Source organism: Sphingomonas arantia (assembly GCF_042682045.1).
GTDB classification, from domain to species: Bacteria; Pseudomonadota; Alphaproteobacteria; order Sphingomonadales; family Sphingomonadaceae; genus Sphingomonas_R; species Sphingomonas_R arantia.
This window is the reverse complement of the sequence record NZ_JBHUGS010000001.1, coordinates 667,356-690,337: the sequence shown is the minus strand read 5'-3', so window position 1 is coordinate 690,337 and position 22,982 is coordinate 667,356. Positions and strand designations below refer to the sequence as shown.

The 22,982-nt window shown below is 67.4% G+C and carries 21 protein-coding genes; 9 read left to right on the top strand and 12 right to left on the bottom strand.

Annotated elements, in window-relative coordinates:
• Position 1: 1 nt before the first annotated feature.
• From ACFSGX_RS03330 to ACFSGX_RS03290, 9 genes are all read right to left on the bottom strand, one after another.
• Complete coding sequence (locus ACFSGX_RS03330; protein ID WP_380927454.1) at positions 2 to 982, bottom strand: fumarylacetoacetate hydrolase family protein; 981 nt, start codon at positions 980 to 982, stop codon at positions 2 to 4.
• Complete coding sequence (locus tag ACFSGX_RS03325) at positions 979 to 1,764, bottom strand: cyclase family protein (protein ID WP_380927453.1); 786 nt, start codon at positions 1,762 to 1,764, stop codon at positions 979 to 981. The genes ACFSGX_RS03330 and ACFSGX_RS03325 overlap by 4 nt, the downstream gene beginning before the upstream one ends.
• Complete coding sequence (locus ACFSGX_RS03320) at positions 1,761 to 2,948, bottom strand: alpha/beta hydrolase family protein (RefSeq protein WP_380928217.1); 1,188 nt, start codon at positions 2,946 to 2,948, stop codon at positions 1,761 to 1,763. The genes ACFSGX_RS03325 and ACFSGX_RS03320 overlap by 4 nt, the downstream gene beginning before the upstream one ends.
• A gap of 4 nt (positions 2,949 to 2,952) precedes the next feature.
• Positions 2,953 to 3,855, bottom strand: a complete 903-nt coding sequence (locus ACFSGX_RS03315; RefSeq protein ID WP_380927451.1) for a VOC family protein — start codon at positions 3,853 to 3,855, stop codon at positions 2,953 to 2,955.
• Between the two features lie 67 nt (positions 3,856 to 3,922).
• The gene (locus tag ACFSGX_RS03310) at positions 3,923 to 6,259 is read right to left on the bottom strand and encodes a TonB-dependent receptor (protein ID WP_380927450.1); all 2,337 of its coding nucleotides are present in this window, start codon (positions 6,257 to 6,259) and stop codon (positions 3,923 to 3,925) included.
• Between the two features lie 122 nt (positions 6,260 to 6,381).
• Positions 6,382 to 6,831, bottom strand: coding sequence for a nuclear transport factor 2 family protein (locus ACFSGX_RS03305; RefSeq protein WP_380927449.1), 450 nt, complete (start codon positions 6,829 to 6,831; stop codon positions 6,382 to 6,384).
• Positions 6,828 to 9,188 (bottom strand): beta-glucosidase, encoded by a 2,361-nt coding sequence (locus ACFSGX_RS03300; RefSeq protein WP_380927447.1) that lies wholly within the window; start codon positions 9,186 to 9,188, stop codon positions 6,828 to 6,830. The genes ACFSGX_RS03305 and ACFSGX_RS03300 overlap by 4 nt, the downstream gene beginning before the upstream one ends.
• Complete coding sequence (locus ACFSGX_RS03295; RefSeq protein ID WP_380927446.1) at positions 9,185 to 9,751, bottom strand: NADPH-dependent FMN reductase; 567 nt, start codon at positions 9,749 to 9,751, stop codon at positions 9,185 to 9,187. The genes ACFSGX_RS03300 and ACFSGX_RS03295 overlap by 4 nt, the downstream gene beginning before the upstream one ends.
• A gap of 4 nt (positions 9,752 to 9,755) precedes the next feature.
• Positions 9,756 to 10,859, bottom strand: a complete 1,104-nt coding sequence (locus ACFSGX_RS03290) for an LLM class flavin-dependent oxidoreductase (protein ID WP_380927445.1) — start codon at positions 10,857 to 10,859, stop codon at positions 9,756 to 9,758.
• Between the two features lie 127 nt (positions 10,860 to 10,986).
• On the opposite strand from ACFSGX_RS03290, the gene ACFSGX_RS03285 reads away from it, so the two are divergent.
• The 7 genes from ACFSGX_RS03285 (at position 10,987) to ACFSGX_RS03255 (ending at position 17,879) form a co-directional block, all read left to right on the top strand.
• Entirely contained in the window at positions 10,987 to 11,655 is a 669-nt protein-coding gene (locus ACFSGX_RS03285) for a TetR/AcrR family transcriptional regulator (protein ID WP_380927444.1), read from the top strand.
• 81 nt (positions 11,656 to 11,736) lie between these two features.
• A complete protein-coding gene (locus ACFSGX_RS03280; RefSeq protein WP_380927442.1) occupies positions 11,737 to 12,852 on the top strand; it encodes a Gfo/Idh/MocA family protein in 1,116 nt (371 codons plus the stop codon).
• A gap of 10 nt (positions 12,853 to 12,862) precedes the next feature.
• Complete coding sequence (locus ACFSGX_RS03275; RefSeq protein ID WP_380927441.1) at positions 12,863 to 13,921, top strand: sugar phosphate isomerase/epimerase family protein; 1,059 nt, start codon at positions 12,863 to 12,865, stop codon at positions 13,919 to 13,921.
• Between the two features lie 106 nt (positions 13,922 to 14,027).
• Positions 14,028 to 14,657, top strand: a complete 630-nt coding sequence (locus ACFSGX_RS03270) for a gluconate 2-dehydrogenase subunit 3 family protein (RefSeq protein ID WP_380927440.1) — start codon at positions 14,028 to 14,030, stop codon at positions 14,655 to 14,657.
• Entirely contained in the window at positions 14,657 to 16,354 is a 1,698-nt protein-coding gene (locus ACFSGX_RS03265; RefSeq protein ID WP_380927438.1) for a GMC oxidoreductase, read from the top strand. The genes ACFSGX_RS03270 and ACFSGX_RS03265 overlap by 1 nt, the downstream gene beginning before the upstream one ends.
• A gap of 68 nt (positions 16,355 to 16,422) precedes the next feature.
• Positions 16,423 to 16,551 (top strand): hypothetical protein, encoded by a 129-nt coding sequence (locus ACFSGX_RS03260; RefSeq protein ID WP_380927436.1) that lies wholly within the window; start codon positions 16,423 to 16,425, stop codon positions 16,549 to 16,551.
• A 5-nt stretch (positions 16,552 to 16,556) separates the two neighbouring features.
• On the top strand, positions 16,557 to 17,879 hold the full coding sequence (locus tag ACFSGX_RS03255; RefSeq protein WP_380927434.1) for an MFS transporter: 1,323 nt from the start codon (positions 16,557 to 16,559) through the stop codon (positions 17,877 to 17,879).
• A 113-nt stretch (positions 17,880 to 17,992) separates the two neighbouring features.
• Here ACFSGX_RS03255 and ACFSGX_RS03250 read toward each other — a convergent pair whose 3' ends face one another.
• From ACFSGX_RS03250 to ACFSGX_RS03240, 3 genes are read right to left on the bottom strand one after another with little or no spacing between them, the layout of a single operon-like run.
• On the bottom strand, positions 17,993 to 18,370 hold the full coding sequence (locus tag ACFSGX_RS03250) for a C-glycoside deglycosidase beta subunit domain-containing protein (protein WP_157174987.1): 378 nt from the start codon (positions 18,368 to 18,370) through the stop codon (positions 17,993 to 17,995).
• A 13-nt stretch (positions 18,371 to 18,383) separates the two neighbouring features.
• Positions 18,384 to 19,394, bottom strand: a complete 1,011-nt coding sequence (locus ACFSGX_RS03245) for a sugar phosphate isomerase/epimerase family protein (protein ID WP_380928215.1) — start codon at positions 19,392 to 19,394, stop codon at positions 18,384 to 18,386.
• A 22-nt stretch (positions 19,395 to 19,416) separates the two neighbouring features.
• The gene (locus ACFSGX_RS03240; RefSeq protein ID WP_380927432.1) at positions 19,417 to 20,649 is read right to left on the bottom strand and encodes an MFS transporter; all 1,233 of its coding nucleotides are present in this window, start codon (positions 20,647 to 20,649) and stop codon (positions 19,417 to 19,419) included.
• 109 nt (positions 20,650 to 20,758) lie between these two features.
• On the opposite strand from ACFSGX_RS03240, the gene ACFSGX_RS03235 reads away from it, so the two are divergent.
• Together ACFSGX_RS03235 and ACFSGX_RS03230 are read left to right on the top strand one after the other, a co-directional pair.
• Positions 20,759 to 22,177, top strand: coding sequence for an MFS transporter (locus tag ACFSGX_RS03235; RefSeq protein WP_380927430.1), 1,419 nt, complete (start codon positions 20,759 to 20,761; stop codon positions 22,175 to 22,177).
• Positions 22,174 to 22,980 carry an MBL fold metallo-hydrolase gene (locus ACFSGX_RS03230; RefSeq protein WP_380927428.1) on the top strand — a complete coding sequence of 269 codons (807 nt, stop codon included), beginning with the start codon at positions 22,174 to 22,176 and terminating at the stop codon, positions 22,978 to 22,980. The genes ACFSGX_RS03235 and ACFSGX_RS03230 overlap by 4 nt, the downstream gene beginning before the upstream one ends.
• Positions 22,981 to 22,982: the final 2 nt, after the last annotated feature.

Genomic DNA, 22,982 nt, shown 5'->3' with positions numbered 1-22,982 from the left:
CTTATCCTCTCTCGGGAAACGCGGCCGACCCGCTGGTTCCGGCGACGACATGCTGATCCAGCGTCCCGAACCAGTCCCCGGCCTGCATCGTCACGCGGTCCCCGAAACTCAGGAACGGCGTCACCGGCGTGCCGTCCGCGATCATCTCGATCGCCCGGCGTTCGGACAGGCACGTCGATCCGACGACCGCGTGGTCCGGGTTGGATACCGTCCCCGACCCGATGATCGTACCGGCCGGCAGATCGCGCGTGCGTGCCGCGTGCGCGATGAGCTCGTGAAACCCGAACGCCATCGCATCGCCGACCGGGCTACCGAACCACGCGCCGTTCACCGCGACTGTCAGGGGCAACCGCACCCGGCCGTCTGACCACGCATCGCCCAGCATGTCCGGCGTCACCGCAAACGGTGCGACGCTGCACGCCGGCTTTGCCTGCACCCAACCGAAGCCGGTCTTCATCTCGATCGGCGCAATGGAACGCAGCGACCAGTCGTTGATGAGCAGGACGAGCCGGACATGCCCCAGCGCGTCCTGCGCGGAACACCCCATCGGCACGTCGTCGGTCACGACACCGAACTCTCCTTCGAAATCGATCCCGTCCGCCTCGGACGGAAACGGCACGTCCTGGGTCGCAGAAAGAAAGCGGTGCGACATCCCCTGGTACATCAGCGGACGGTCGGTCGCGATCGGTGGCAGGCCGAACGCCTGCTGCATGAGCGCGCCGTGCGTCGGAAACGCGGAACCGTCCAGCCATTGCCAGGCACGCGGCAGCGGCGCCATGCACTGCGCCGGATCGAACACCTGCCCCTGCCCCGCATCGAGCGCGGCCGACAACGCCCGCAAGATCGGCTCCGCCCGCGCCCAGCCGTCGAGCGCCGCCTGCATCGTCGGCACGCCAGTTACCGGCAGGTACCACGCCGCGCCGCGCGAGACGATGACCAGGGTGCCGTCGCGCGTCCCGTCGTCCAGTGTGGCCAGCCTCATGCGGCATCCTCGAAGATCGCGACGGCGCGCGTCCAGCCCGCGGATCCCCGCTTTACCTTGGTGGGAAAGCAGCTGACCAGAAACCCGTCCGCCGGCAGCCGATCGAGGTTGGTCAGCTTCTCCATATGGCAGTAGCCGATGTCGCGCCCCGCCTTGTGCCCTTCCCAGACAAGGCCGTAATCTCCGGTTTCGGCCACCCGTGCGGCGGTATGACTGAACGGTGCGTCCCAACTCCAGGCATCGGTCCCGGTCACGCGCACGCCGCGCGACGTCAGGTACATCGTGGCCGCATAGCCCATGCCGCACCCACGCCCCAGGAAGTCGGGCGCGCCCAGCGCCGCCCCCGCGCCGGTATTGACCAGCACGATCTCCAGCGGCGCCAGCACATGGCCGATCCGGTCCAGCTCGGCCTCGACCTCCGCCGCCGTCACGACGTGGCCATCGGGCAGGTGACGGAAATCCAGCTTCACGCCGGGCTGGAAACACCAGTCGAGCGGCACCTCGTCGATCGTCAGCGCCGGCATGCCGCCGTCCATCGTCGGATGATAATGCCACGGCGCGTCCAGGTGCGTGCCGTTATGCGTGCTGAGCGTCAGCATCTCGGACGCGGCGAACCCCTGCCCGCCCGCCATCGTCTCGGCCGTAATGCCGGGGAAGAACAGCGCGGCTTCGGCCACGGTCTCGCGATGGGTCTGGCGCGTGATCGTCGGCCGCATGAACGGCGGGTCGGTGACGACGTCCGGGTCGATTGCGATCGACAGGTCGAGGATGCGGCGCGTCACGCCGCTCGCTCGCGCCGGCCTGCCGCCCCGCGGTTGTCCCCGCCCAGCGTCGCGCCGAACCAGTCCGCGATATAGTCGCGGCCATAGGCCATGTTGTCGGCCCCGACATGTTCGACACCGCCTTCACGCGCCGTGAAGATCTTCAGCTCGCGTCGCGGGCTGGCGGTCAGCTGGTCGAAACTGCGATGCGCATAATCCAGCGCGATCTGCCGGTCGCGCTCGCCATGCGTCACCAGGAACGGCACCCGGATCCGCTCCATGACGCCGTCCAACCGCATCTCGGCGGATTTCGCGTGGAAATCGTCCATGTCGTCCGCGCCGAATGCCCACATCACATGCGCCCAGTAATGCGGCACCGGGTTTTCTCCTTCGCGCCGCAGCCGCTTCTGCTGCACCTCCGCCCAGTCGTGATTGGCACCCCACACCGCCCCGCTGGCGAAACGCGGTTCGTAAGCCACCGCCCGCGGTGCGAAATGCCCGCCCAGGGAAATGCCCGTCATGCCGATCCGCGCCGGATCGACCTCGGCTCGCGTCTCCAGCCAGTCGACCGCGCGCGACGCCCAATGTTCGCTGTGCGGATCGACCGGCAGGTCCTGCAATCGCAACGCCTCGCCACTGCCCGGCTGATCGACGCAAAGCGTCGCGATCCCGCGCTGCGCCAGCGCTTCCGGCAGGCGCGACCAGTAGAGCAGCTCCTTGCAGCTATCGAGGCCGTTGCAATACACCACCGCCGGATGCGGCCCCGCGCCCGCCGGTCGGGTATACAGCGCCGGCATCGTGCCGTCGGCGAGCGGTATCTCCACCCGCACACGGTTCAACGCGCCCAGCTCGGTCGATCGTTCGAACGCGTGAAGCGCGGCGGCATAGGTCGCCTTCCGGCCCGGCGCGCCGTGCCCCTGCATCCGCTCGGCCGTGATCAGGTACAGGCTTGCCCGTTCCAGCTTGTTCGATGCGGACAGGTCCCGACCCGCCGCCGCGTCCTCGTCCGCCAGCGCGATCAGCTTGTCGGCCATCGCCACCCACTGCGCCATGAACTGCGGCGTGCCGGCATCGCCGCCGTTCGCGGCGGCATCGCGGATCGGCTGGCACATGTCGATGATCTCGCCCAGTTGGGCACCGCTTTCCATCGCGATCGAAACCGACAGGTTCCAGATATAGTTCGGGAAATATTCGAACAGCGCCATCGTGTCAGACTGCCGCCGGCTGGAACAGCCCGGCATCCGCCGCGGGATGCGGCATCGTCTGCGGCCCGCCGACACCGGTGCCCCACTGGTCCATCACCTGTGGCCCCGGAATATGCACCTTCGGCTCGTGCGTCTCGAAATCGACCTGTTCGACCTCGGACGTATATTCCACCGCGAAACCACCCGGCGTCACGAAATAGCTGAAGGTGTTGTTGCCCGCGGTATGGCGGCCCGGACCCCATTTGATGTCGGTCCCCTGCTGCCGAAGCCGGCTGACTCCGCGCATCATGCAGTCCACCGACAGCATGTCGTAGGCGACATGGTTCAGGCAGGGCGGCCCGGGCAGGATGGCGACCCGGTGGTGCCACTCGTTGCAGCGCAGGAAGCCCATGAAGTCGCCGAGCCAGTCGCTCAGCTTGAACCCCAGCACGTCGATGAAGAACTGCACCATCGCCTTATGATCGGGCGAATGCATGACGATGTGGCTGATCTTCTGCGGCACCGCGTCCCACCGGACGAGCTCGCGCTTGGATCCGCGGGCGACGTCGGACGAAATCTGGAACGGCAGGCCGTCGGGCGAAAAGAAGCGGAAACCATAGCCGCCGCCCATTGCGTCCAGGTCGCGCGGAGCGAAGATGATCCTGCACCCCGCGGCAACGACCTTGTCATGCAACGCGTCGACATCGTCGCGGCTGTCCGCGGCCAGCGCGATGACGTCGATCCGCTTGTCGTCCGACTGGCGCAGCCGCACGACATAGGGCTCGTCCGAACCCTGCGCGGCGAAATGCCACATGCCGTCCTGCTCGCCCACTTCGCGCAGGCCCCAGCTTTCGGTGTAGAAGCTCCGTTCGGCCTCCAGGTCCGTCACGCCGTACCCGACGAAGCGGATTTCCGTCACTCTTGCCATCATGCCCTCCGAATGCGGTCACCAGGGGCCGGCACCGTGCGCACGTCGCACGGGCCGGCCGGCTGGATCAGAAGCGGAACGTGCCCTGCGCACCGAATGTGCGTGGCTGTCCGAAATTCCAGTTATAGATGTTGATCCCGCCACCGGTGAAACCGGCATAGGTCTTGACGCGATTATTCTCGACGTTGCGGACATAGCCCTGCAAACTGATCCGGTTACCCGGCAGCTTGAACTCGAGGCTCAGGTCCGTCGTGGTGAACGCCTTCACCTCGTCGCCGGCATAGTTGAACGCGGTCAGATAATATTTCGACTTGAACCGGCTGAACCCGTTCGCGACCAGCTGATACCCGCCGCCGAGTTCGACGGTCTTGGTGTAGTTCAGGCCGATCGTCCATTTCGGAGCCTGCGGCGCGGTGTTACCGGCCAGGTCGAGCGTCAGCCGAGCCACGTTTGCCGGCGGGTTCGTCAGCGTCGGCGCCGGGATCCCGCTGAACTCCTGCAGCTTGGCGTCGATATAGTTGACGATCAGGCTGACCCGGTCGTTCGGCGAGAGGCGGACCGATGTATCGGTCTCGATCCCCCAGACCCGGCTCTTGCCCGCGTTGAACGTCCGCGCACCGACCGTGGTGTCGATATAGACCTGAACCTGCTGATCCTTGTAGTCATAGTAGAAACCGGACGCGTTGAACTCGACCATATTGTCGAAGAAACGGTTCTTCGATCCGATTTCATAGGCGGTCAGGTTCTCGGCGCTGAACGAGCCGACAAGGTCGAAACCGCCGCTCTTGTAGCCCGTACTGACCTTGGCATAGAGCAGGTTGTCCTGCGCCGGCTTATACTCGACCCCAGCGGTCCAGGTGATCTTGTCCTCGGTATAGGTCGGGAAACGGATGACCGCGCCGGCACCGCTGCCGTCCGCCGGCGGACGCGCCATCGTCGGCGACGGGAAGAAGCCGTAGTTGATGTACTTCGAATCCTTCTTGTCGTCGGTGTAGCGAATGCCCCCGGTGAAGCTCAGGACGTCCGGCACGGCCCAGTAGGTCGCCTGCGCAAAGGCCGACTTGGACTTGGACTTGACGTAGGGGCGATAGAAGAAGTTCGCGAACGCCCGCGGGGTCGGCAGGTACAGGCCGCGCGCGATGATCTGGTTCTCGTCGAAGTAGAAGCCGCCGACCTGCCAGACGAACGCACCCTGCGCGCCGCCGTTCAGGCGGACTTCGTGGCTCTGCGTCCGCGTGTCGTACCGGTCGTTGTAGAAGGTGAACAGTTCGGGCAGGAACCCGTTCTGCGGCAACACCACCTGGTTGTTCACATGGCGATACCCGCCGATATAGCTGAGCGTAGCCCCGCCGAAGTCATAGGCGATGCGCCCGCGCACGGCATATTGCTGGCTCTGGAAGTCACCTTTCCGCGGCAGTGGAAAGGACCCGCGATCGAAACCCTCGGGCAGGTCGACCTCGCTCGGCACCTGTCGCTGCGACAGCGTCGGATACAGCGCTGGCGGCGCGACCGATCCCGGCAGTTCCGTGAGGCCCGGCGTGGCCGCGTTGACCGCAAGACCGTACTGGACGGGACCGGTCTGATCCACGTCGACATATTCGCCCGCCAGATAGACCTGCAGCGCGCCCGGCGAAAACAGGATGCTGCCGCGGACGGCGTCTATATTGGCGGTGTCGCCCCGGCCGGCGGGGCCATTGTCGACATAGCCGTCATGCTCGTTGTGCAGCCCGGCGATCCGGATCGCGACATCGTCACCCAGCGGCAGGTTGATCGCGCCCGTCGCGTAGATCGCATTGTAGTTGCCGTAACCGATCGTGCCCGATCCTTCGACCGCGCCGAGCACCGGCTTTGCCGCCACGATGTTCAACGCGCCCGCGGTCGAGTTGCGACCGAACAGCGTGCCCTGCGGGCCGCGAAGCACTTCGATCCGCTCCAGATCGAAGAAGCTGGCGTTCAGCGCCACTGGCCGGTTCACATACTCGCCGTCGATCGACACGGTCAGTGCCGGATCGGCCGATTCCGAAATGTCCTGGCTCGAAACGCCGCGAATGGCGATCTTGGTGAAGACCGAATCCGGCGTGATGCCGAGATCGGGGGCCAGCCGCTGCAGGCCCGCGACGTCCGTCACCCCGGCCTTCGTCAGATCGGCCCCGCCCACGACGCGGATCGCGATCGGCGTGTCCTGCAACCGGGTCTCGGTCTTGGTCGCGGTGACGATGATGTCGGGCAGGTCGCTGTTCTGCGCCGCCGGCGTCGTGGCGGCTTGCGCGGGTGCGGTCGTGCTGTTCGCACTGGTCTGCGGCGTCGCGCCCGCCGGATCGGCGATCTGCGCGGATGCCGCGCCGGACACCCACATGGCAGTACCGGCAAGCGCCGACAGCGCGACTTTACGATTCGTCGTCATTCGATCCCTCTCCTGGCTCGCGGAGGCGTTGGCGCCTCTCGTTTAGAATTAGAATGATTGTTCTATTTAAACGTCGTGTCAAGCGGGTCTTGCGATAGGTTATAAAAACGTGACACCGCGCGTCAGAACATCGGTTGCGCGTTGCGCGACGTCGTCGGCATCGCCTGGATCACGTCCCAATGTTCCACGATCTTGCCGTCCTTCAGGCGGTAGATATCGGCGATCGCGCCGCCCGCATTCGTCGGATCGGCCCGGCCGTGCAGGTGGATCACCGCCATGTCGCCGTCCACGATGATCCGCTTCACGTCGAACCGCGCACCGGGTGCGCCGAACTTTGGGGCAAGCGCCGCCACCGCCGCGTCGCGCCCGTCGGGCAACCCCGGATTGTGCTGGATATAGTCCGGCACGACGTAGCGCGCGAACGCACCCGCCACGTCGCGTTCGGTGTAGAACCGGTGCGCGAAGGCGGTGATGATCGCCCGGTTTCGCACCGTCTCGCTCGGTGCTCGGACGGGGGCCGCCTGCCCGGCCGTCGATGCGGTCAGCAGGATGGCTGCAACGAACGCCCTCATAACATGACCTCCACCTCGAACAGCGTCGCGTCGCTGGCGCGACCCACGGACAGGGCGACCCTCTCCGGCGGGTCCTGCCAGCCGTCCTCGCCCCAGATCCGGAACAGCCTTGGCTCCGGCGTCACGCGCACCACCGCTGCCTCGCCCGCAGCCAGCATGACCTTGGCAAAGCCGACCAGCGCAAATTCCGGCACGTGGCGATACAGCTGGACGACGTCGCTGCCCGTCCGCTCGCCGACGTTGCGCACCGTGACCAAAACATCGCCACCGTCCGCCTGCGCGTCGGACCATTCGAACCGGGTGTAGCCGCTTCCGGCCCCGAATGCGTGAAGTGCCGCCACCCCGCGCGCCGCCAATCCGCGGTAGCCCACCAGTACGCCGTCGTCATAGTGCAGATCACCGGCCGCGTCGGGCGCCAGCGACAAGGCGGGATAGTCCCGCTCCTCGCGCGCCAGCGTTACCGGCAACCGCCCGCCGGGCTCGGCATCGCCCGCCAGCATCGCCGCCAGCGCCGGACCGAACCCCTCGCCCGGATACCAGGCGGACAGCAGCGCCGCGGCCTGTCCGCATCCGTTCGCATCGAACGCGTGGCCGATGTTGGCAACGATCGCGACGTTGGGGTTTGCCGCGCACACCGCGTCCACCAGCGCCGCCTGTTCGGCCACGATCCGGGTGTCGGGTCGATCCTTGCTCTCGACGCTCGAATCGGACGTTTCGCCGATCATCAGCACGACGGCGTCGGCCTCCCGCGCCGCGGTCACCGCACGTGCTAGCATCGCCTCGGCGCTGTCGGGTCCGCGCACGCCGTACCACAGACCGTGGACCCGCGCGGCGTCATAGACGAAGTCCACCTCGACCCGCACGCGCTGCCCCGCCTTCAGCATGACCTCGGCACTGTCCGCGTCGCCGCGCTTCAGCGATCCCATCACGTCGGACGCGGGCATCCGTTCGGGCCGGTCCAGCACGGTCGCGCCATCGACGCGCATCGTGACTGCCCCGGTCGCCCCGACATAGAAGCGGTGCGCGCCGTCCTGTTCGGGCAGGAACCAGCCGCTCGCCCGCACCGCGGCCGGCCGATCGAACACGCCCTGTTCGTGTACGCCGACGAACCACACCAGCGAATTGGTGTCGCGCACCTCGCTCGCGATCGGCGGCTGCGCCAAGTCGGTATCGGCGAAATAGTCGATCGTCATGCCGCTCGTCTCGCCCCCTTCGGCGGGGCGGATCGGCGTCGCGGGCATCGCGGGCAGCCGCGGCTGCGGATCGACGCCGGGTTCGTACACGATCTCGGCATGGCCCGCGTAACGCGTCATGATCGCCTCCAGCGGGCGGATCGCCTGCGGTGACACCGCGATCTTCGCGAACGTTCCGCCCTGGTAGCACGGCGCCGCCGCGTTCGGCCCGATCACCGCGATCCGGCGGTGCGCGCCCGGCGTGAGCGGCAACAGCGCGCCGTCGTTGCGCAGCATCACCATCCCCGCCGCCGCCGCCTCAATCAGCAGCGCGTCGGCGTCCTCGGTCGGCGCAACCTTCGCCCCGCCCCACCGTCGGGCCGCCCGGGCGACGCGATCCGCGGCGTCCGCCACCCGCGCGTCCGCGACGTCGCCGGCTGCCACGGCATCCTGTGACTTGCCGCCCAGGAACCGCGCCGGACCCGGCATTTCCAGGTCCAGCCCGCCGTTCAGGCTGCCCGCCGTCGAATGGGTCCCGAACCAGTCGCTGATCAGCGGCCCGTCGAACCCCCATTCCTGTTTCACGATGGTGGTGACATGGCCCTGTTCCGAACACCACGCGCCGTTGACGCGGTTGTAGGCGGTCAGCATCGCCCCGGCCCCCGCCGCCGCGCACAGTTCGAACGGCAGCAGGTAGATTTCGCGCAGCGTCCGTTCGTCCACGACGGCGTTCATCCGATCGCGGTCGGTCTCGCTGTCGTTGCACACCAGATGCTTCGGGCATGCGCCGACGCCGGTCGATTGCAGCCCGCCGACCCACGCGGCACCGGCCACCCCGGCCAGCAGCGGATCCTCGCTGAAATATTCGAACGCGCGGCCGGCCAGCGGACTGCGCGCCAGGTTGACGTTGGGTGCCAGCACCAGGTCGACGCCCATCCGGATCGCCTCCGCCCCCACCAGCGCCGCGACGCGCCGGATCAGCGCCGGATCGAAACTCGCACCCAGCGCGGTGGCGCAGGGGGACAGACGCGCGACATCGCGCTCGTCGACGCGGCCGCTGGCAATCCCCATCGGCCCGTCGCCCATGTGCATCGCCGGGATGTCGGCATGTGGGATCGCGACCGTCCGCCACATCGCGGCCCCGGCGGTCAGGCTGGCTCGCTCGGCGCTGGACAGGGTCGTCATGCTGCTTGCTCCAGCCGGAATCCCATGATCTGCCGTGCCTGCGTATCGACCTGCGCCGCGATGCCGGCGTCGATCAGCGCCCCGTCCGCGCCGAACGGCTTCTGCGCGATCGAGTTGACCGCGATGCCGGCCGGCGTCGGCCAGCCCCGCATCGCGTGGACGATGCCGCGCAGCGCCGCCAGCGTGACGCCGCCCGCCTGCCACCCGGCCGCCGACACGACCAGGCCGACCGGCATCCCGTCGAAATAGACGCGATCGTCGCCGCGCAGGTCCTCCAGCAGGTCGATCGCGTTCTTGACGACACCCGACACGCCGCCATGATAGCCCGGCGTGCCGATGACGATGCCGTCCGCATCGCGCAACGCCGCGACGAACGCCGCCTGCGCCACGGTCCGGTCCTGGCTCTCCGGATTGAAATGGGGCAGCGCCGCCAGCGCGGCCCCGTCGAACATCGTCACCCGCGCCCCCATCCGCTCGCACGCGGCCAGCACCGCGCGCACCAGCAGCTCGCTCGACGATTGCGGGCGGAACGTGCCGCCGATCCCCACGATGTGCCGCGCCACCGGGTCAGGCCTTGCGGAACGCGGGCATCACCCGCTCCGACAGCAGCCGCAGCGTTTGGTCGCCCAACCGCAGCCGTTCGTCGGTCAGCGGCCCGGTCGTCGTGCCGCACAGGATGTTGCCGATGCCGAGCTCCGCATAGGGCTTGAGATGCTCGACGACCGTCTCGGGCGATCCGTACAGGCACCATGTGCCGATCCAGTCCTCGGTCAGCGCGTTGGGCGTGCGGTCGGTCTTCTTGTTCGCGTCGTTCGACTCCGCACGCGCGTTGAACGCCGCCTCGCGCTCGATCGCCTCCTGATACGCGGTCAGGATGGCCATCATCTCCTCGCGCGCCTGCTCGTCGGTTTCGGCGACATGGACCAGCTGGTAGGTGTGCGTCGTCCAGTCCAGCGCACGGGCGATCGCCTCGGGCGAATGGCTCGCCTCGTCCAGCATCGCGCGATACACGCCGAAATGCTTGGCGACATGGCGCATCGGCTCGGTCCCGCCGATGGTCGGCGGGGTGAAGGCCGGGATGAACGCGGGCCAGCCATGCGTGGCCGCGCGCCGCGCGCTCGCTTCCTTCAACGCAACGGGCATCAGCCGGGCGTGGCCGGGCGTGTAGGCGGCCGGCGCGATGCGCTGCAACACGCGGCCCTGGTGCGGACCGCTGTCGATCTCCACCGCCGGATCCTCCAGGCCCTTGGCCCACAGCTGTTCGGCGATCGCCAGGTTGCGATCCGCAATCGCCCCGGCATCGCGGTAATCGACGCCGAACCCGATCATCTCCTCCGGCGTCGTGCCCGATCCGATCCCGACCAGCAGCTTGCCGTCGGTCAACTGGTCCAGGATATTGATCCGCTCGACGAACCGGACGGGATGATGCAGCGGCACGGACGTCACGGAAAAGCCGAAGTGCATATGCGGCAGCTTGGCCGCCAGATACGCCGCGAACATGAAGCTGTCGCTGGCGATCGGCATGTAGCCGTTGAAGTGATGATCCGGCATGAAGATCGCGTCGAAACCCAGCGCGGCGGCGCGTTCGGCATGGATCGCCAGCGCCTGGATCAGGCCGCGATCGTCCTCGGGTGCCATCGAACGTGCATTAAGGAATACTGAAAAGCGCATCCCACCTCTCCCTGTAAGCGACCGGTTGACCCGGCACGTGTTGCCGTCGGACGGCACGTCGACTAGAATGAAATTAGAACTGTAATTCTGATATTCCGCACAGGCGGCGACTGTCAATGGGGTGCGCATGGATATCGAGACGATCGTCGCGAAAGCGCGGGCGCCACAGCAGGGGCGCAGCAAGGCAAGTTTCGAACGGATGCTGGTCACGGCCGAACAGCTGATGACCGAACGCGGCTCTGACGAATTCACGCTGAACGAGGTCGCGCGGCACGGAAAGGTTTCGATTGGGTCGATCTACTGCCGGTTCGACAGCAAGGACGACATGGTCCGCGTGGTGCAGCTCCGCGTGCTCGAACGGGTCGATGCCGATGTGCTCGCCGCGATCGCCGCGGTGCAGGCGGAGGCGCGCGACCTGACCGACATGGTCCACCACATGGTCCAAGCGGTGGCAGAGGCGCTGCGCCGGTTCGCCGACGTCATGCGTCCACTGATGCTGCGCGCCAGCAGCGACCCGATCGTCGCCGCGATCGGCAAGCGCAGCTATGCACGCGCCAGCAATGCGGTCATCGCGGCCATTCTGACGCACCGCGACGAAATCCGTCATCCCGATCCGGAACATGCCGCCGATGCCGGATACCGCATCGTCTATGCGTCGATCGCCCGGTATCTCGGCTTCGGCTCGTCGATCGACGCCGCGTGGGAGGGGGACTGGACCGAATTGAAGGTCGATCTGGGCGACATGTTCGCCTCCTACCTCGCCACGCCGCCGCGGATGCCAGCCACGGCGACTTGACAAGCATCCTGCCACCCGCTCAAATCAGAATAGTTATTCTGATAATGACGGCGGGCCACCCGCCGCGACGGGGAGAGCGGGATGCGGCGTTTGCGCATGGGGATGATCGGCGGCGGTCCGGGCGCGTTCATCGGTCCGATCCACCGCATCGCCGCCGAACTCGACCGGGAGATCGAACTGGTCGCCGGCGTGTTCAGCAGCGACGCCGGCCGATCGCACATGGCCGGCGCGGCGTACCGGATCGATCCGGCCCGCGCCTATGCCACCGTCGCCGACATGATCGCGGCCGAAACCGCGCGGCCCGACGGCATCGATTTCGTCACGATCGCCTCCCCCAACCATCACCACCTGCCGGCCGCGCGCGCGGCGCTGGCGGCCGGCATCGCGGTTCTGTCCGACAAGCCGGCCACCGCCACGCTGGCGGAGGCGCACGAACTGGCGGCGCTGGTCGCTGCGGCGGATGTGCCATACGGCCTGACCTACACCTATTCCGGCTACCCCATGGTGCGGGAGGCACGGGCGCGGGTGGCGGCGGGCGCGCTCGGCACCCTCCGCCGGATCGTGGTCGAATATCCGCAAGGGTGGCTGGCGACGGGTGCGCAGGGCAAGCAGGCGGAATGGCGCGTCGATCCCGCACGCGCCGGCGACGGCGGCTGCATCGCCGATATCGGCGTCCATGCGCTCCACCTTGCCGAGTTCGTGTCCGGGCTGCGCGTCGATCGGTTGCTGGCCGATCTGGCCGCCGTCGTGCCGGGCCGTTTGCTCGACGACGATTGCCAGGTGCTGCTGCGGTTCACCGGGGGCGTGCGCGGCACGCTGATCGCGTCGCAGATCATGCTGGGCGAACGGAACGCGCTCCGCCTGCGGATCTACGGCACGGACGGTGCACTCGACTGGCGGCAGGAGTCGCCGAATGCGCTGACCCTGCACCATGCGGACGGCCGGACCGAAATCCTGCGCGCCGGCGACGGTGGACTGTCGGCGGATGCGGTTGCCGCGTCGCGCACGCCGGGCGGGCATCCCGAGGGATATCTCGAAGCGTTCGCCAACCTGTACCGGGATTTCGCGCGCCAGCTACGCGGTGAACCCGGGTCGCTCGTTCCGGGCATCGCCGACGGCCTGCGCGGCATGGCCTTCATCGACACCGCCGTCCGGGCCAGTCGCGCGGACGCCGGCTGGGTCGCCCTCGAAATCTAAGGAACCGACGATGCGCACCCTCAAGGGGCCGGGGATCTTCCTCGCCCAGTTCGCCGGCGATGCCCCCCCCTATCATTCGCTGGCGACCATCGCCGACTGGGCGGCCGGGCTCGGCTATCGCGGGGTGCAGATCCCCAGCTGGGACGCCCGGCTGTTCGATCTGGCGACGGCGGCCGACAGCCAGGATTATTGCGACGACCTCACCGGCATGCTGGCCGAACGCGGGCTGGCGATCACCGAATTGTCGACGCATCTGCAGGGCCAGCTCGTCGCCGTCCACCCGGCCTATGATGCGCAGTTCGACGCCTTCGCCGCGCCGGAGGTCCGCGGCAACCCCACCGCGCGGCAGGCCTGGGCGGTGGAGCAGCTGCTGCTCGCCGCCCGCGCCAGCGCGCGACTCGGATTGTCGGCGCATGCGACCTTTTCCGGGGCGCTCGCCTGGCCCTATGTCTATCCCTGGCCGCAGCGCCCGGCCGGCCTGATCGCCGATGCCTTCGCCGAACTGGCGCGGCGCTGGACCCCGATCCTGAACGCGTTCGACGCCGCGGGGGTCGATCTCGCCTACGAACTGCATCCCGGTGAGGATCTGCACGACGGCGCGACGTTCGAACGGTTCCTGGACGCGGTCGGCGGCCATGCCCGCGCGACCATCCTCTACGACCCGAGCCATTTCGTCCTGCAACAGCTCGACTATCTCGCCTTCATCGATCGCTATCACGACCGGATCCGCTGTTTCCACGTGAAGGACGCGGAGTTCCGGCCCGACGGCCGCTCCGGCGTCTATGGTGGCTATCAGGACTGGGTCGACCGCCCCGGCCGCTTCCGGTCGCTCGGCGACGGTCAGGTGGATTTCGGCGCCATCTTCTCGAAACTGGCGCAGCACGACTTCGCGGGCTGGGCCGTCCTCGAATGGGAATGCGCGTTGAAGCATCCCGCGGACGGCGCCGCCGAGGGCGCGCCATTCATCGACCGCCACATCATCCGCGCCACCGATCATGCCTTTGACGACTTCGCAAAGGGCGGCGCGGACCGTGCGCTGAATGCCCGGATCATGGGGATCGACGGCTGACGTCCGCGTCATGCTTTGCGCTTGCCGGAGCCGGATGATCTCTATATCAGAATACTAGTTCTAATACAGTCGCGACAAAGCGACGTGCGAGAGGATGGAGAGCGTCATGGCCGATACGGGCTGGACCCGGCGCGACATGCTGGGCAGCGCGGCACTGTTCGCCGCGGTGGTCGGAATACCGGTCGCTGCCGTGCGGATGAGTGAAGCCACCGAAACGGTCAGCGACCGGCAGCGCGCGATGCTGCGCGAAACCGCGCAGATCGTCATTCCCGCGACCGCCACGCCCGGTGCCGCCGACGTCGGCGCGGACCTCTTCGTCCTGCTCGCGCTGGAACATGGGCTCGACGGAACGCGCGCCCCCGCGGCCGGATCGGCGCTGCCGGTCACGGAGCGTCGCAATGTCCGGCGTGACGGATCGTTCGATTATCTCGCCTGGCTCGAACGACGACTGGATGCCGGCGCGCACCGCGATTTCCTGAAAGCGCCGCCGGCGCAGCGCCTGGCCGTCGTCGCCGCCATGGATGCCGCGGCCTATGCGGAGGCCGGCCCCGACGCGTGGGAATCGCCCTGGCGCAAGCTCAAGTCGCTGATCCTAACGGGCTACTACACGTCGCAGGACGGGGCGTCGCGCGAACTGCGCTACGAACTGGTGCCCGGCCGGCTGGACGCCGACATTCCCTACAAACCCGGTACGCCGGCCTGGTCGAGCGACTGGACCGCGGTGGAGTTCAGCTGATGGCACAGAACGCGACATTCGACGTCATCATCGTGGGATCGGGCATCACCGGCGGTTACGCCGCCAAGGAACTGACCGAGGCCGGACTGAAGGTGCTGATGGTCGAACGCGGTCCGATGGTCGAACATGGCGCCGGCTACACGACCGAGACACTCGCGCCTTGGGACCTTGAATTTCGCGGACTGGGCGATGCCGCGCTGTACGAAACCGACTATGCTGTCCAGCGCAAGAACCGCCACTTCACCGAATTCACCCAGGACCGCTTCTGCAACGATCGGGAAAATCCGTACACGACGGAAGGCAGCACCGAATTCAACTGGTGGCGCAGCTACAATGTGGGCGGGCGGTCGCTGTCCTGGGGCCGGCAATGCTATCGCTGGTCGGACTATGACTTCGGCGCCAACAAGCGCGATGGCCACGGCACCGACTGGCCGATCCGCTATGCGGAAATCGCGCCCTGGTACGACCAGGTGGAGGAGTATATCGGCGTGGCCGGCATGGCCGAAGGGCTGCCGCAACTGCCCGACGGCCGCTTCCTGCCCCCGATGGCGCTCAACGCGGTCGAGCAACACGCCCGCGCCGTCATCGGCGATCAGTGGCCGGGCCGGCGGCTGACGATCGGCCGCAACGCCAACCTGACGGAGGCCAAGCCCGAACAGGGGCGCGCCGCCTGCCAGTATCGCTCGATCTGCGCGCGCGGCTGTTCCTACGGCGCCTATTTCTCGACGCAGAGCACGACATTGCCGGCGGCGCGCAAGACCGGCAACCTGACGCTGGTCACCGATGCCGTGGTGGAGGCGATCGAACAGGATCCCGCCACGGGCCGCGCCACCGGGGTCCGGTTCCTGAACACCGCCAATGGCACCCGCACACGCGCCACCGCTCGCATGGTGTTCCTGAACGCGGGCGCGTTCAACAGCGTCGGCGTCCTGCTGCGCTCGGCAACCGAGGCGATGCCGAACGGCATGGCCAACAGCAGCGGCGTGCTGGGCACCCACATCATGGATCATGCGCAGACCGTTGCCGGCATCGCCATCATGCCGGGGTTCGAGGGGCACAGCTATTTCGGCAACCGCCCGACCGGGGTGGTGATCCCGCGGTTCCGCAACCTGGAAACGCTGGACGGCAAGGGCCACACCCGCGGCTATTCCTACCAGGGCGGTGCGTTCCGCGCGGCCTGGACGCGCGGCAAGCGCGATCCTGGGGTCGGTGCCGACTACAAGGCATCGCTGCACGATCCCGGCCCGTGGCGCATGGTGCTCGTCGCCTTCGCCGACAGCATGCCGCGCGCCAGCAACCGCATCACGCTCGATCCCGTCGTCAAGGACGCGGCCGGCCTGCCCGCGCTGCGCATCGCGTTCGAACATGGCGCGCAGGAACATGCCGCCCTGGCCGATGCGAAGGCGGAAGCCGCCGCAATGCTGACCGCGGCCGGCGGCCATGTCATCATGGGGCTGGACCAGCCGAGCCCCGGCGGCTCCGCGATCCACGAAATGGGCGGCGCACGCATGGGTCATGATCCGGCAACCAGCGTGCTCGACCGGTTCAGCCGCGCGCACGACGTGCCCAACCTGTTTGTCACGGACGGGGCGCAGATGTCGTCCTCGGCCTGCCAGAATCCGTCGCTCACCTACATGGCGCTCACCGCACGCGCCTGCGCGAACGCCGTGTCGATGCTGAAGGAAGGGGCGATATGAGCCCGAATGCTAGCGGGCACATCCCGCCAGGTGCCGCCCCGTGCGATGCGCCGACCGGAGCCGAGACCATGAACCGTACCGCCCGTCTCGAAGGGCCGCTCGCCGCGGACCATCCGCATCTCTCTGGCCGCACCGCCGGTGCGATCGGGCTGGGTTCCAAAACGCGCGCGACCGCCCGCGTCGCGCTCGGTCTCTGACCGGTATGCAGGCGGTGGGGCACGCCCCTGTCGCTTCGCCGCCGCTGCGCGCGTCGGCGAAGCTTGCCTACGGTCTCGGGGATTTCGGGTTCGGCCTGTCCTGGAACATGGTCGGCGCGTTCCTGCTCTTCTTCTACACCGATGTCGCGCTGCTCCCGGCGGCCGCGGTCGGCACATTGCTGTTGGTGTCTCGGCTGGCCGATGCCGCGGTCGATCCGCTGATCGGCATGATGGTTGATCGCACGCGCAGCGCCACGGGCCGCGCCCGCCCCTGGTTCCGCCTGGGCGCCATCCCGTTCGGCCTGCTTTGCGTCGCGACCTTCTGGTCCCCGCCGGGGGGTGAGGCGATCCGCCTCGTCTGGGCGGTGGTGACGTTCGGCGTCCTCGGGCTGCTCTTCTCCGTGGTGAACATCCCCTACGGCGCGCTGCTGCCGATGATGACCAACCGGCACGACGAACGGCTGTCGCTGGGCAGCCTGCGCGCGGCCGGCACCGCAATCTCCGTCATCGTCGCCACGGCCGCCACCATGCCGCTCGTCAGCCTGTTCGGCGGGGGGGACCAGCGGCGCGGGTTCCTGCTCGTCGCCGTCCTATTCGGCCTCGCCACCACGCTGACGACGCTCAACCTGCTGCGCTGTCCCGAACAGGTTCACGCCGCCGATCCGCCATCGCGCCAGCGGTTCTGGCCACAGGTTCGGGCGATGGTCGCGAACCGGGCGTGGTACACCGTGTTCCTTTTCGCATTGCTCAACTTCGTCCGGTTCGGGGCGCTGCTCGCGATCACGCCGTTCTTCGCGATCCACGTCCTCGGGCAGCCCTGGATGATTTCGATCCTGCTACCCGCGGTGTCGGGCACGTTGCTGATCGGATCGATGCTGGCCCCGGCTTATTTCCGGCGGTGGGGGATGCGGCGCGGCAACCTGATCGCGCTGGGTGCCGCCCTGCCGCTCTTTGCACTGCTGCCGCTGGCGGAGGGATCGGTTCCGCTGTTCCTCACGCTCTACCTCGCCGGTTCGGTCCTGCTCAGCATCACGATGACCGCGATCTTCGCGATGGCGGCCGAGGCGATCGATCATCACGAAACGCTGACCGGTACCCGCAACGAAGGCCTGCTGTCGTCGGGGATCAGCCTGTCGACCAAGATCGGCATGGCGATCGGCGGTGCGCTGGTCGCCTACGGGCTGGCCGCCGTCGGTTATGCCCCGGGCACAGTGGGGGCCGGCGTGGTCGCCGGCATGCGCTGGCTCTATTATGCGCCGATCCTGACCTGCCTCGTCGCGCAGATGGCGGTCATCGCCCGCTACCCGGATATCCGCCGGGCGGGCTGACGCTTCACGCTCCGCCCGCTGTCAGTCCGGCGCTCTCCGGGTCGGACAGCGGGCGGACCATGATGCTACGGTCGAAGATCTCCACGTCCGCCGGCCGAAGCCGGATCGGTCGCTCATTCGGCCAGCGTCAGCACCTTCTCGTCCTTCGCCGTCGGCACGAACGGCAGATACGAGACGCGCATCCGCTCGGACAGGCCGATGCGATGCTCCCCCGGGGCAAGCCCGCCGGGGACCTTCACGCCCACGACGGCCTTCTCGCCGAAGTTCCAGCGGTCGCCATATTCGGTTTCCATCTCGTCCAGCGTCCAGGTGCGGCCGCGCAGCGACAGCGTCACCGCCTCGCGCGGCACGGGCTCCCCATCGACGCTCACGCCCACATCCTCGATCATCGACAGGCCCAGCCCGCGATAATAAGGCAGCCGGGCCTCGATGCTGAACCCGTCGGCGGTCGCCTTCAGGCTGTCTTCCACGATCATCTTGTTGTCGAACATCGGATCAGTCCTTTCAGGCCGCCATCGCGGTGGGGTTCGGGCCGTCGATCAGTTGCGTCAGCATCGCCTGCTGGCGGCGGACCTGCTCGACCGAATCGACCTCCTGCGCATCCTCGATCCAGCGATTCCCCTCATATTCCGAACAGATATAGCCGTCGTAATTCCCCTGCTTCAGCACCCGGACGATCTCGTCATACGGGATGCAGGGTTCGACCAGATTCTCGTCCATCTGATAGAATTTGCCGTGTATGTGGTGGATGCGGTGCATGTAGTCGAGCATCCGCTTGGGCTCGTAGGCCGCGTTGTGGCGCAGCGTTTCCGCCATGCCCAGCGCCGGCCCGGTGCCGCCCATCTCGCGCACGTTCAGGATCACATATTCGCTGAGGACGCGGTCCTCATACGCCTTCACGATATAGTCGGCGATGTGCTGCGGCACGCCGTTGCGGATGAAGCGCGCCTTCCACACCGGCGGAAACTTGAACAGGAACATGCCCATGTCCGGCAGGAAGCCCAGCGCGTCGCTGCCCGCCTTCTCGAAGGCCTCGGCATGCCGGATGATCCACGGATGGTCGAAATGCAGCGGCGCATGCACCTCGATCAGGATCTTGATGCCCTTTTCCTCGGCATGGGGCGCCGCGGCGACCAGCACTTCCGGCGCGATCGACACCAGCGCCCGGACGTAGCTCATGCCCAGCCGCGCCCCGAAATCGATGTCCTTCTTCACGCTCGCGACCTGCTCGTCGAACGGCATCTCGCGACCCTTGTAGCGTTTATAGTCGAGCATGAAGTCGTGGCTGACCGGCACCGCGTCATATTTCGCGATCAGGCTGTGCCACTCGGCCACCTTCTCGTCGGCCACGCCCACTTCGGGCCAGCCCCAGAAGGTCTGCTCGCCGATGACCTCGATGCCCCTGGCACCGAACGCCACGCTCGTGCGGATGCAGTCCTCGAGCGTCATCTTGCCCGTGAACGTCTCGTGCTGATAGCTGTAGAGGCTGACGCCCCGCTTGATCGCCATGTCGATATCCTCGTGAACGGTGCAGGGATCAGGCGGCCCGCGCTGCGGCGGGGATACCGCCGCCACGCCGGGACGCCGCGAAAACGAAGGCGGCAATCGCACCGGCAACCCCGGTCGCGCCCATGATCAGGAACGCGGACTGCATCGCGCCGGTCTGGGCGCGGAACAGCGAAACCAGGAACGGGCTGGAAAACTGTCCGAAGAAAAAGCACGCGGTCCACAGGCCCATGCCGCGGCCGCGATGTTCGAACGGCAGCTTGGTCTGCGCCCACGCGATCAACGTCGGTACGGCCATGCCGGCGCCGGTCTGCTGGATCACCAGCCCCGCGATCATCCAGCGCCAGTCGCTGGCCAGCCCGATCCAGGCCAGCCCGCCGCCGATCATCGCCAGAAAGATGCCCAGCTGCGTCACCGGCCCTAGCCGCCCCGTCGCCCAGAAGATCAACGACCCGACCATGACGAACAGGCTCGGGATGAAGGTCAGCTTGCCAAGCTCCTGGGACGACATGATCCCGACTTCGCGGAACGCCATGCCGCCGTTGATGATGAACACGTAATACAGCGCCGAGGAAAACAACGTGACGATCCCGATCATCACCACCGACGCCATCGGAAACGGCGTCCGCGCCGGCCCCTGGCCGATGCCGAGCATCTTGCGCGCGGTCGCATCGCTTGCCGGTTCGTACAGGTAGCGCGCGGCGGCAAAGAAGATCGGAAACGCGATGAGGTAGATCAGGAATATCCCGTTCCAGCGCAGCCCGGTCAGATAGCCCGACGCCAGAATGACGCCGCTGGCCAGGAACGGCCCGGCCAGCCCCTGCAGCGTCAGCCATTTGCGCCGGCCCGCATCCTCCCAATAATCGCCGATCAGCGTGTTCAGCGTGGTCAGGATCGCCGCCTCGGCGACACCCAGCAGCAGGCGCGACGCATAGATCGCGTTCAGATCGTCCAGAAAGAACGGCGCCGCGCCGAACAGACCGTAGAGCAGCAACGATCCCAGCATCAGTTTGCGCCGTCCGAACCGGTCGACCAGCATCCCGGCGAACAGCGCGATCACCGCGATCGTCAGGCCCGGCGCGGACACCATCGCCGGCACCTGCCAGGCAGCGGACGGATTGCCGGAAAAATGATCGATGATCGACGGCACCGCCGGAAACAGCGACACGATCGCCAATATGGGCAGGAAGCCTGCGGTGATGACGGTGATGCCCTGCCCGACGCCCGGCTGACGCGCTTCGGCGCTGTTCGGATCCGTGACCATCCGCTTGCTCTCCCAGATGCATACGCCGGTGATCCGGCTGTATTAGAACTTGCATTCTGATACGGGGTATCGTCATGACACGCCGGCCTGTCAAGCGAGGATCGACGACGTGGAACGAACGCCGGTATCTGCCGAACTGACCGCGCGTCAGCGTTCGCTGGCGTTCGCCACCATCCTCGTCGCGTTCGTGATGGACGTAGTCGACTCGACCATCGTCAACACCGCGTTGCCTGCGATGCAGCGGGGGCTGGGTGCCAGCGATGCGGCCATGCAATGGGTCGTCTCGGGCTATTTCCTGACCTTTGCCGTGCTGCTCGTCGTCGGCGGGCGGCTGGGCGATCTGTTCGGGTATCGCCGCATGTTCCTGATCGGCGTGATCGGATTCACCGCCGCCTCGCTCGCCTGCGGGCTCGCGGCCGACCAGCAATCCCTGGTCCTCGCGCGGCTGGCCCAGGGTCTGGCCGCGGCGATCATGGCACCGCAGGGCGTCGCGCTGGTCCAGCTGCTCTATGATCCCACCGAACGGATCGGGCGCCTCGCGGCGTTCGGGATCATCGGCGGGCTTGCCGCCATCGGGGGGCCGGTGTTGGGCGGCCTGCTCATCGCGTTGAACCCCTTTGGGCTCGGTTGGCGCAGCGTGTTTCTCATCAACCTTCCGGTCGGGCTGCTCGCACTGGTTGCCGGGATCGCGCTCCTCCCGCGCGGTCGGTCGGCGCATCCGCTCCGCATCGACGTGCCCGGATCATTGCTGTTGTTCGTCGCCGTGGGTGCCTTGCTCTATCCGCTGATCGAGGGCCGCGAGTCCGGTTGGCCACTTTGGGGCTTCGCGGTGCTGGCGGTCAGCGCCTGCACCTGCTGGGCATTCTGGCGGTATGAGGTGCGGCGTCGCGCGCGCCTCGGCTCGGCGCTGATCGAACCCGCCCTGTTCCGGGATCCCTGTTTCCGCATCGGCCTCGCCGCCACGGGATGCTTCACCGTGGCATCGACGGGGTTTCTGCTCGCCTTCAGCATCACGCTGCAACGCGGCCTCGGCTATGCGCCGCTCGACGTCGCGCTGCTGCACGTCCCGTTCGGTCTCGGCGTGATGGCGGGGATCAGCCAGATCGGCCGCAAGGCGCTGCCGCGCTACGGCCTGCGCGTGCCCCTGCTGGGGGCGGTCGCGATGGCGGTCGGCTGCGTCGCAACCGCACTCGCGGTCCGGTTCGACCTGCCGGCCCCGGTGATCGGGGCGCTCCTGTTCGTGGCGGGGATCGGGATGGGAACGCTCGCCGGGCCGCTCGGTCCGATAACGCTCGCGCGGGTCGATCGCGGGCATGCCGGTGTTGCCGGCGCGATGCACAAGACGGTGCAGCAGATCGGGGGCGCTGTCGGCACTGCATTGATCGGAACGCTCTACTTTTCGATCATCGCCGGACGGCCGGAGCTGATCCCCACGGCGTTCGTGATCGCGGTGCTGGTCGCGGCGACGGCGCTGGCGATCGTCGCGCTGCTCCTCTCCCGACTGCCTGACAGGATCTTCCTGCGATGATCCATCTGTGTTCCACCTGCGGCACGTCGTTCGATACGCCTGACGGCCCGCCGCCGCGATGTGCGGTGTGTTGCGACGAACGCCAGTTCGTGCCGCCCACGGGGCAATGCTGGACGACGCCCATCGCGCTCCACTCCACGCACGGCAACCGCTGGCGACAGCATGCGCCGGGGCTGCTCAGCTTCCATACCGTGCCGCGGTTCGCGATCGGGCAGCGCGCGTTCCTGCTGTTATCGCCGCACGGCAATATCCTGTGGGACTGCGTCGCCTGTCTCGATCCTGCGACACGGACCCTGATCCAGGCACTGGGCGGCATCCGCACGATCGCGCTCTCGCATCCGCACTACTACACGACCATGCAGGATTGGGCCGACGCGTTCGATGCCACCATCCATCTTCATGCGGACGATCGCCAGTGGGTTTCGCGCGATAGCCCACGGATCGCATACTGGACCGGCGGCAACCACCGCCTGGCGCCCGATATCGAAATCGTCCGCCTCGGTGGTCACTTCCCCGGCGGCAGCGTCCTGCATCTGGCGCAGGACGACGGCATTCTGCTGGCCAGCGACATCCTGCAAGTCACGCCCGGGGCGGATCGCGTGTCGTTCATGTGGAGCTACCCGAACCTCCTGCCGCTCTCCCGTCGCACCGTGGAAACGATCGCGACCCGCATCGGAGGCTATGCGTTCGATCAACTCCATGGAGCGTTTGAAGGGCAGCATATCCCGCGGGATGCGCGTGCCGTGGTCCTCCGTTCGGCTGAGGTCTATTGCCGCTGTCTCAAAGAATCCGGACCTTCCTGAAG

Excerpts from the sequence above, each read along its gene's own strand:
- ACFSGX_RS03270 (WP_380927440.1), top strand. The coding sequence starts at position 14,028 with ATGGCCGATACGGGCTGGACCCGGCGCGACATGCTGGGCAGCGCGGCA.
- ACFSGX_RS03255 (WP_380927434.1), top strand. The coding sequence starts at position 16,557 with ATGCAGGCGGTGGGGCACGCCCCTGTCGCTTCGCCGCCGCTGCGCGCG.
- ACFSGX_RS03240 (WP_380927432.1), bottom strand. The coding sequence starts at position 20,649 with ATGGTCACGGATCCGAACAGCGCCGAAGCGCGTCAGCCGGGCGTCGGG.
- ACFSGX_RS03305 (WP_380927449.1), bottom strand. The coding sequence starts at position 6,831 with ATGAGGGCGTTCGTTGCAGCCATCCTGCTGACCGCATCGACGGCCGGG.
- ACFSGX_RS03230 (WP_380927428.1), top strand. The coding sequence starts at position 22,174 with ATGATCCATCTGTGTTCCACCTGCGGCACGTCGTTCGATACGCCTGAC.
- ACFSGX_RS03285 (WP_380927444.1), top strand. The coding sequence starts at position 10,987 with ATGGATATCGAGACGATCGTCGCGAAAGCGCGGGCGCCACAGCAGGGG.
- ACFSGX_RS03315 (WP_380927451.1), bottom strand. The coding sequence starts at position 3,855 with ATGGCAAGAGTGACGGAAATCCGCTTCGTCGGGTACGGCGTGACGGAC.
- ACFSGX_RS03265 (WP_380927438.1), top strand. The coding sequence starts at position 14,657 with ATGGCACAGAACGCGACATTCGACGTCATCATCGTGGGATCGGGCATC.
- ACFSGX_RS03250 (WP_157174987.1), bottom strand. The coding sequence starts at position 18,370 with ATGTTCGACAACAAGATGATCGTGGAAGACAGCCTGAAGGCGACCGCC.
- ACFSGX_RS03330 (WP_380927454.1), bottom strand. The coding sequence starts at position 982 with ATGAGGCTGGCCACACTGGACGACGGGACGCGCGACGGCACCCTGGTC.
- ACFSGX_RS03310 (WP_380927450.1), bottom strand. The coding sequence starts at position 6,259 with ATGACGACGAATCGTAAAGTCGCGCTGTCGGCGCTTGCCGGTACTGCC.
- ACFSGX_RS03300 (WP_380927447.1), bottom strand. The coding sequence starts at position 9,188 with ATGACGACCCTGTCCAGCGCCGAGCGAGCCAGCCTGACCGCCGGGGCC.
- ACFSGX_RS03275 (WP_380927441.1), top strand. The coding sequence starts at position 12,863 with ATGCGCACCCTCAAGGGGCCGGGGATCTTCCTCGCCCAGTTCGCCGGC.
- ACFSGX_RS03280 (WP_380927442.1), top strand. The coding sequence starts at position 11,737 with ATGCGGCGTTTGCGCATGGGGATGATCGGCGGCGGTCCGGGCGCGTTC.
- ACFSGX_RS03320 (WP_380928217.1), bottom strand. The coding sequence starts at position 2,948 with ATGGCGCTGTTCGAATATTTCCCGAACTATATCTGGAACCTGTCGGTT.
- ACFSGX_RS03260 (WP_380927436.1), top strand. The coding sequence starts at position 16,423 with ATGAACCGTACCGCCCGTCTCGAAGGGCCGCTCGCCGCGGACCATCCG.
- ACFSGX_RS03290 (WP_380927445.1), bottom strand. The coding sequence starts at position 10,859 with ATGCGCTTTTCAGTATTCCTTAATGCACGTTCGATGGCACCCGAGGAC.